Origin of the sequence: Lachnospira sp., assembly GCF_016290755.1 — a bacterium.
Lineage (GTDB): Bacteria > Bacillota > Clostridia > Lachnospirales > Lachnospiraceae > Lachnospira > Lachnospira multipara.
The window spans coordinates 1-8,550 of sequence record NZ_JAEEVD010000075.1 but is presented as its reverse complement, the minus strand read 5'-3'; the positions used below and the strand labels follow the sequence as shown (position 1 = coordinate 8,550).

The 8,550-nt window shown below is 35.5% G+C and carries 10 protein-coding genes; 5 read left to right on the top strand and 5 right to left on the bottom strand.

All coding sequences use genetic code 11. The features are described from left to right. Positions 1-138: 138 nt before the first annotated feature. Positions 139-1,122, bottom strand: a complete 984-nt coding sequence (locus QVA17_RS11825; RefSeq protein WP_287389138.1) for a glycoside hydrolase family 25 protein — start codon at positions 1,120-1,122, stop codon at positions 139-141. Positions 1,123-1,327: 205 nt separating this feature from the next. On the opposite strand from QVA17_RS11825, the gene QVA17_RS12705 reads away from it, so the two are divergent. Genes QVA17_RS12705 through QVA17_RS11805 form a run of 5 tightly spaced genes read left to right on the top strand, consistent with a single transcriptional unit; the run spans position 1,328 to position 6,019 of the window. Next, positions 1,328-1,783 (top strand): prepilin peptidase, encoded by a 456-nt coding sequence (locus QVA17_RS12705; RefSeq protein ID WP_442911571.1) that lies wholly within the window; start codon positions 1,328-1,330, stop codon positions 1,781-1,783. Positions 1,784-1,809: 26 nt separating this feature from the next. Continuing rightward, positions 1,810-2,805 carry a hypothetical protein gene (locus tag QVA17_RS11820; RefSeq protein ID WP_287389136.1) on the top strand — a complete coding sequence of 332 codons (996 nt, stop codon included), beginning with the start codon at positions 1,810-1,812 and terminating at the stop codon, positions 2,803-2,805. After that, positions 2,795-4,018, top strand: a complete 1,224-nt coding sequence (locus tag QVA17_RS11815; protein ID WP_074521979.1) for a CpaF family protein — start codon at positions 2,795-2,797, stop codon at positions 4,016-4,018. The genes QVA17_RS11820 and QVA17_RS11815 overlap by 11 nt, the downstream gene beginning before the upstream one ends. Continuing rightward, on the top strand, positions 3,954-4,718 hold the full coding sequence (locus QVA17_RS11810; RefSeq protein WP_051195374.1) for a type II secretion system F family protein: 765 nt from the start codon (positions 3,954-3,956) through the stop codon (positions 4,716-4,718). Before QVA17_RS11815 ends, QVA17_RS11810 begins: the two co-directional genes overlap by 65 nt. A 17-nt stretch (positions 4,719-4,735) precedes the next feature. Continuing rightward, positions 4,736-6,019: an immunoglobulin-like domain-containing protein gene (locus QVA17_RS11805; RefSeq protein ID WP_287389133.1), complete on the top strand. Its 1,284-nt coding sequence runs from the start codon at positions 4,736-4,738 to the stop codon at positions 6,017-6,019. 580 nt (positions 6,020-6,599) lie between these two features. Here the strand turns inward: QVA17_RS11805 and QVA17_RS11800 are convergent. From QVA17_RS11800 to QVA17_RS11785, 4 genes are all read right to left on the bottom strand, one after another. Further along, positions 6,600-6,839, bottom strand: a complete 240-nt coding sequence (locus QVA17_RS11800) for a hypothetical protein (RefSeq protein WP_287389132.1) — start codon at positions 6,837-6,839, stop codon at positions 6,600-6,602. Between the two features lie 113 nt (positions 6,840-6,952). Further along, complete coding sequence (locus QVA17_RS11795; RefSeq protein ID WP_103952622.1) at positions 6,953-7,870, bottom strand: ParM/StbA family protein; 918 nt, start codon at positions 7,868-7,870, stop codon at positions 6,953-6,955. Positions 7,871-7,888: 18 nt separating this feature from the next. Then, positions 7,889-8,266 (bottom strand): DUF6262 family protein, encoded by a 378-nt coding sequence (locus QVA17_RS11790; protein ID WP_287389129.1) that lies wholly within the window; start codon positions 8,264-8,266, stop codon positions 7,889-7,891. Continuing rightward, positions 8,266-8,550, bottom strand: a 285-nt coding sequence (locus QVA17_RS11785) for a tyrosine-type recombinase/integrase (RefSeq protein WP_287389128.1), incomplete at its 5' end; no start/stop codon positions are given. The genes QVA17_RS11790 and QVA17_RS11785, both read right to left, overlap by 1 nt.

Genomic DNA, 8,550 nt, shown 5'->3' with positions numbered 1-8,550 from the left:
TGCAGCCAAAGATATTGAAGTAACCCCAGATAATGTCTCTCTAACAAGAGAAATGATCCTAAAGTTTAGAGACGATGTTCTAAACAATTAGGACCATTTGCATAATCTGTATTATTTATTATTTTGAAAATGTATCTCTTATTTTTCTTTTAAGTAAATATCAAGGTCAACATCGCCGTCAATGCCGTCAACGCTACCAGATTGGCTGTATTGCCACATTGTAAATATATAAGGATAGTAAGGAGTTGTATCGTAGTTTGCAAACCACTTATCATAATCCTCTAATTCTTCTAGATTTACATTGGCGATGAAACCCTTGAGGTTTGAGTAAATCATTACATCATAACCTGCATCTTCAATAGTTTCACAAAATGTCTTAACGATTTCAGTTAATTCTTCAACGGATAAACTCTCCTGTCTTGAAGTTCCAGAAACAATTTCCTCTACATCCACAACAACTGGATAAGTAATGTTGTAAGGTTTAATTGCATCAAGAACAAATTGAGCTTCTTCTTTGGCCTCAGCAGTGCTTATAGCAGAGGTAAAGAAATAAACTCCCACATCTAAATCATTTTTAAGAGCATCACTTACATAAGTCTCAAAATTAGCATCGGCAGTAACCACGCCACCACCATAAGTTCTATAACCAACTCTTAACATGCAGTAGTCAAAACCTGCATTTTTAACCTTACTAAAATCAACATTCCCCTGATAAACGGAAAGATCTACACCAGCAACAGACTCATACTTGTCATCCTCATAGCTGTAGTAGCCTGTCTTATCATCAATGCTAATCTTGTCATTATCAATGATTGACTTAGCCAAATTATTATTAATTTCTGCGAAATTGTAGCGGTTGTTACTTAAATAGACCACATTCTTTGTAAAAATGGACTTTAAAATTTGGCTTGTGGAATAACCATCATTGTAGCTTTCCTTGATTTCCTCAAGCAATTCCTCCCTGCCATCTGTTTTAATTTCATTTTCCTTATCCTTGCTTAGCTTTGTTGTAAAAACATTAATTCCTGAAAGCTGCAATCTAACTAGAATAGCCACTAGGACAAGTATTACAGCCACTAAACTAGCAATAAGGGCAATAATCTTTTTACTGTTCTTAATCATAAACTCTCCAATTCTGATAAAAATTATATATGATTACTATAACACAATAATGGAAACTTGTCTTTTTTAAAAATTTTTCTTGTAATGAAAATCTAGTGATTAGGCGGCTTTTAATGCCTTATCTGGATATATATTAAAAATTTATAGTTGACATAAAGAGAAACAGAAGGTATATTGTCATAGCACTGCCAGCTAGGAGGTAAATATTTTAATATATTTTTTAGCGGCTTTAATTCTAACAATCATATCTGTTTATTATGATTATTCATCATTTAAGATTCCCAATTTTTTAAACTTAATAGGATTTATTACCGGCACGGTTTTTGTGTTATTCGGTAAAATTTTTACAAAAGAGGAAAATACAATTAATCACTTTATCTTTGCGTTCGCAATATTTTTCCTAACATACATTATTTATATGATTGGCGGAATTGGAGCAGGAGACGTGAAACTTTATACAAATTTAGCGCTATTACTTGGCCCACTAATCTTTAAACTATTCGTGCTATCCATGATTTTCAATCTCATAATCGGAGCCATAGAAGTTCTTATGAAAAAAAGCATAACAGTTAGCAGTGCTTATGGCTTTAAACTACACAGGATTCACTTTAGTTACGGGATTTTACTGGCCCTAATAGTCTGCCTAATAATTAGTTTTTAACTTAAGATTATTCAAAAGAAAGAGGTATGAAAATGCGAAATACATGTGTAATTTATGATTCCGACGAGAATTATGCCAAGCGTTTAATGGGAGCTATAAATGAGGATAACGAAGTTCCCTATAACGCAAGAATTTTTACAAAGCAGGAAGAACTACAGGATTATTTAGAAGATGAAAAGCCTGAGGTTTTAATGCTTAATGAAGAACTCTACGAATATTACTGCGAGTCTGATAAGGCTGATAAATACGTGGTTTTATGCGAAGAGGAGATTGATAATAAGCCAGAGGATAATAAGGATTTAGAAAATGTATCTATGGTTTGTAAGTATCAACCATCAAAAGAACTGCTCTCAAAACTTTCAAAGGGCAAGAGAAAAAATCACACAAGTCTATCTAGTAAAATTATTGGTGTCATGGGAGTTAACTCAAGTAAGCGTACTGTTCTTTCTCTTAGTCTTGCAAAAGAATTTGCAAAAAAAGGACATACACTTTTTATTAGTTTAGAAGAGTTTGCAGGTTTAGAAAACATTTTACCAAGACGCTCTAGTAAGACCTTGTCAGATGCTCTTTATGCTTTTAAGCAAAACAAGATGCAGTATCATAAAAAAATCGAAGAGTGCATATCCACAATTGAAAACTTTGATTACATTCCATCAGTGGTTTGTGCTGAGGACATTTCCTATATTGCAGTAGAGGACTTAGTTACCTTTATTCAGCTTGTGGGGGTAAGTCTTTCCTACGATTACGTCATTGTAGATATTGGAAATGGCATTAACAATCCTTGGAATTTGTACGGAGCCTGCAATAGACTTTTTATGCCAAAGTCTACAGATTATTTTGATAAGGCAAGAGAGTGTTCCATGGTTTCCTACATGAATGAAAGTGGCATGGAAAAGCTGCTAGATGAAATTCGAGAAATCGATGTGGATTTAACAGAAGAATGTATGAACGAAAAGATTCTTAGTCGCATTGAATACAGTAGATCCTTTGAAGGACTTAAAGAGGTTATAGATGTTGACTAATAAAGAGGAAATCTTCAACGAACTAAAGAGAAGCATATATAGCGAACTTGATATAACAAGGGAGCTAGAAGAAAACTATATCTACGATCTAATTGATAGGAAAATCGAAAACTACAGTCAGAATAAAATCATCCCCCTAACACTAAAAGAAAGCCTAAAGCAAAGACTATTTAATTCCATAAGAAAGCTAGATATCCTACAGGAACTTCTTGATGATGACAGCATTACAGAGATTATGATTAACGGATATCGTAATATTTTTATTGAAAAAAAGGGACAAATAATTAGATATAAGGGACAGTTTGAAAGTGATGAAAAACTAGCAGACATTGCACAAAAAATTGCGGCAATGTCCAATAGAATTGTAAATGAAAGCTCTCCCATAGTAGATACAAGACTAGAGGATGGTTCAAGAGTAAATATAGTCCTGCCACCAGTTGCCCTTAACGGTCCTGTAATTACAATTAGAAAATTCTATGAAAGTCCCTTAAGTCTTGAGAAATTAATCGAGATAAACTCTATAACAAAAGAAGCAGCTATCTTTTTAGAAAATGCTGTAAAATCTAGATTAAATATCTTTGTCAGTGGGGGCACAGGTAGTGGAAAGACTACATTTTTAAATGCCCTATCAAACTTTATCCCAGAAGATGAAAGAGTAATAACAATTGAAGATTCCGCAGAATTACAGCTAACAAGGGTAAAAAATTTAGTAAGGCTTGAGGCTAGAAACGCCAACATCGAAGGGAAGAATGCCATAAGCATTAGAGATCTAATTAAGTCCTCCCTTCGAATGCGACCAGATAGAATTGTAGTTGGCGAGTGCAGAGGCGGCGAGGCCCTAGATATGTTAACTAGTATGAACACTGGCCACGACGGTTCTCTATCCACAGGTCATAGTAACTCTAGCGAAGATATGTTAAGTCGACTTGAAACCATGGTTTTAATGAGCGGAATTGAAATGCCACTGGATGCCATAAGGCAGCAAATCGCCTCGGCCATTGACCTAATAGTTCATTTAAAGAGGATGCGAGATAAAACAAGAAAAGTGGTGGAAATAACAGAGGTTTTAAATTATGAAGATGGAACTATCAAACTTAATCCCATATTTTTATTCAAGGAAGAAGGGGAGGACGAAGAAGGTAAGATTCTTGGAAGCCTTCAAAGAACAAATAACAAACTTATGGCTAAAAAATCTAGACAAGTCAGAAATTGATGCCTTGATGCTAGTTAAGGTCCTAGCCACAATCCTAATAATTTCCCTTGCCTTTTATGGAAGTCTTATTTTTTCAATTTTCCTAATTCCCTTAGGCATTTATCTATTAAAGGAAGAAATTAAAATCAAGAAAGAATCAAGAAATAATGCCTATTTAGGAAAGTTTAAGGAGGCATTACTTTCTATAAGTTTTGCCCTTGATGTAGGTTACTCCATTGAGAATGCCTTTCGTGAGGCCCTTGTGGAGCTAGAGAAAACATTTGGCAAGGAAGATGAGATTAGCCGAGACTTTTACAATATCGTTAGACGCCTTGATAGGAATGAAAATATAGAAGATTTGTTATCAGACTTTGCCAGCAAACAGAAAAGTGAAGACATAAATTATTTCGTAGAAGTCTTTAGATACGCTAAAAGAACCGGCGGCAATTTAATTGAAATCATTAAAAACACCACAAAGCAAATCAGCGAAAAGTGGGCGGTGGCAAATGAAATCAAAACCCAGATTAGTGCTAAGAAGATGGAACAAAGAATCATGAGTTACATTCCTATTGTGATTATATTTTACTTAAAACTAACCACTAGAGGCTATCTTGACTGCCTATACTTTAATCCCCTAGGCATAATCATAATGACCATCTGCCTAGTGATTTATGGCATCTCAGTAAAAGTATCAAAAAGAATTATGGACATTGAAATCTAGAAAGGAGGCAAACTAGCATGAAATTAAAAACTGAAGCAAAACGTATTTTTGAAAAAATACGACATAAAATAAAGCTTAACAAGAGCTATAAAACAGCCCTCCTTATTTTTCTAGCTTTCCTAATGCTGGCTATTTTTAAAGGCATAGCCAATTCTTCAAGCACAAAGATTTCTGATAATAGCCTAAAAAGACCGGCGCCTGGGTCAGATGCAAGACAGGAGACGGTAGATGTCTATGATAAGTCAGGCAAGTTAATTACTAGCCTTGATTTAACTCTTGATCCAAGAAAGCTTAATGCTAGTGAGGTGGAGGAAAACTTTTTTAAGGCCTATGAAGAAATCGAAGAAAACATGCTTGCCACAAACGAGAGTCTTGATAAGGTTAAGTATAATCTAAAGCTGCAAACTAGCGCAGTTTCAGGCCTTGTTAATATCGACTGGTACTCTGATGACTTTAATATCATTAACTACAATGGCAAGGTCAGTAATGATGATTTTTTAGAAAATGAATCTAGACCGGTAGTCCTTCGCGCCGTCCTTTCCTATGACGAGTATAAGACAAGCCTAGAATACAGGATAACTGTAATAGCAAAGGATAAAAGTGAGTTATCCCTTGATAACTTAATTGCCAAGCGTATTGATAAGAATCTAGAGGAGTCTGTTAATGAAGATAAGTTTAGCCTGCCAGATAATATAGAGGGTAAGGAACTTATATATAGAATTCGTAGAGAAGAAACTTCCCCCTTTTACTACATTTTCCTAGGAATAATGCTAGCGGTTTTAATAATCTATAAGGATTACGCAAAGCTAAAAGAGGAGAAGGAAAATAGGATAAAGCAGATGAAATATGACTATTCAGAGCTGGTTTCAAAGCTTTGTCTTTTGCTTGGTTCTGGCATGACAATTCGAATGGCCTGGACTAAGATTGCTGCAGATTACAATAGGAATTTTAAAGAGGGGAGGGCCACTAGTCATGCTATTTATGAAGAAATGTATGAGACTAGTTGTAACATGCAGGCAGGAATTCCTGAAGCCACCTGTTATGAGGATTTTGCTAGACGAGTAAATATAAAAGAATATACAAAGTTTATTTCACTACTTGTTAGCAATTTAAAGAAGGGTAGTAAAGACCTGGTTTCTTTACTAGAAAATGAAACCCGTGAAGCTTTTGAGCTTCGAAAGCAAATGGCTCTTCAAAAAGGTGAAGAGGCCTCCACAAAGCTACTAATTCCAATGATCATGATGCTAGTAATTGTAATGATTATCATTATGTTTCCGGCAGTGACGTCTTTTGGAATTTAGATAGAAAATATTTTTACAAACGAAAGGAAAAGAAAAAATGAAAAGATTTAAGAATTTTTTAAAGGAAGAAGATGGAATGGGAGTTATTGAAGTTGTGCTAATTATCGTGGAGAAGTACTTTATCTCTTATTCATTATAGAATCTGTAGAAAGAATATATCTATATGTCTGTATCATATCCATCCTATCAATCAATATATCAGTATCAATAAGAAGGGGGTCTTTAATGTTTACGTATAAAGAGTTACATCTCATTGATAAAGGTTATTTCAAGGTACTTAGGTATCCTGTAGAGGATAACTTCATTGAGATTCAAAGTAAAAATACAAAGGATTCATGGATCATTCAAAAGAGGAATCCTGCTTATTCAGAATATCCCATCATCCTATATCATAAACATCCAGGTCAGAAATACTATCATAGGCATTGGCAGTGTTACAATGTATCACAATGCATCAGATCCATTAAATCCCATGATGAATATTCCCTTTTGAGGAAGTGGAATGAACGTTTTATTAGACGTCCTAAATATAAGTGTGTGTAGGACTCTTGTTTCTTAACTTCATGTTTTTGCTCCTTTATTAAAATGATAGTATATCAGCCATTACATCGCTGATATTTTCATCTGTAGCTGGTTCTGGGGTATCCCATGTTTCGGGACCGGAGGAAACACAAGAAGAAGGATTAGCCTCTGTAGTTCCCGAAACAATGGTGATGTTACCGCCAAGTCTAGCTACGATTTTGTCTGCTAGTTCATCAAGTGGCAGTTCGTTTGATGAATGGTTGTTATGACGCTCTGCAAGTTCATACAGAGCTGTCACAACCATTTCATTGGCACTGCTAAAGCCGTATTCGGCATAGTTAGAAATTGCCTTTATTGCCACCTGATCTTTGTGTGTGTCATAGAATCTGATGGTTTTGGCAAAGGATTTCATTACTTTAATCCTCCGTTTCGAATCTGGTAGCGAATAAGGTCTTCATAACCTTTCGCATTGATATGAACATCATCGATTACAGTAGCTTTTGGATATTTCTCAGCATCAAGGAAGTTCTTAATGATTGTAGAACCACCACCGATAAAGATAAGCTGAGTTGTATCAAGGTTGAACTGTAAAGCACGAAGCTGTCCCATAATGTCTTCCACATATGTTTTAAGGTCATTCTGAATGACTGTAAGATACTTAGGTGGAAGATCAACGCTTGAACCGGTAATCATTACATCCTTAAGTAAGATTTCATCTGCTTCACCGTTAAACTGCTCTCTTAGGTGTTCATTGATTTTGTGCATACATGTAATGGTTCCAAGAGAAAGGCTCTTGCAGTTACCAGCATCAGCTTTTCTCTCACGGATAGGCATGATATCAATCGTCCAACTTCCAATGTCGATAACAACAGCAAGTCTGCTGAATTTGTTGATATAATTGACGATTCCGGCATAGCCCTGTGGATATACATTTACACTTAAAAGGTTGATGCTATAGGTTACATCTTCATACTTGAAAACAAGTCTGCGATTGCGCTTGTAGTAATCAAGCATAGGTTCTTTTTCGGCTCCCATACGTGTAAGTGGTACACCTACACCAAGATGGATGTCAGCCTGAGTCATGCCCTGCATCTTAAGTTCTTCTGCGATAGCAGCTTCGGTAAGAACGAGCATGTCCTCATTGTTCATTTTAGATTCCTGAATGGTAATCTTAGGATTGCCAACTGAATAGAATCCCTCATTTGTTTCAACCACCATGCTTGAAATAGGTGGCTTTGTGGAATGCTTAATCACTCCACTAGAAAATACTTTGTGTGATGTCTTTGTGTTACCAAATCCAACGTCTACTCCAATAATTAATTCACTCATGTTTAATTCCTCTCTTTCTTATAAATTGTTAACTAGGTCAAATTCTGAAGAGCTTTTCTTTTTAAGCTCAGCAGTTAATGTTTCAATGTTCTTTTCTAAAGAAATAATCTTTAGCTTTAGTAACTCGTTTTCTCGTCTTGTAGCTTTTAGAAGAGACTCTTCTTTTCTGTTAATAAAGACTTTCCCGATTTGTAGGGAGATAGCATTTGTAAGTGCATCGTGAACATCTTTATTTTTGTAGAAGTAGTCCCTGGAAAAACCAGTGCGTCTTACGAGTTCTGCGACAGTGACTTTTTCGCCATCCTCAACCATTTCTGAAATTGTGGTAAGGGAAAGGTTTAGCATAGCTTCAGATCTGTCGTGATTGCTTTTTACCATGTTTGTGTAGTTTGCCATTAGTTCCAACCTCCTTTGTATTTATTAATGGTTTTGTCCTTCTCTTCTCTAAGTTTTTTAGTGCCCTCAGCAAGGACTTTGCTTGTCATTCTGCGGTAGTGCTTAACAGATGAAGTGTTGGCATGTCCAAGTAACTTGGCGATAATAGAATCATCAAGGCCCATATCACAAAGTCTTTTTCCATAAGTCTTTCTGAAAAGATGAGTACTTACAGTAAAGAGTTCTCCGTGGTCATCACGTAAGTCGTTTTCAATAATCATGCACTGTACTCGGTAATACATTGT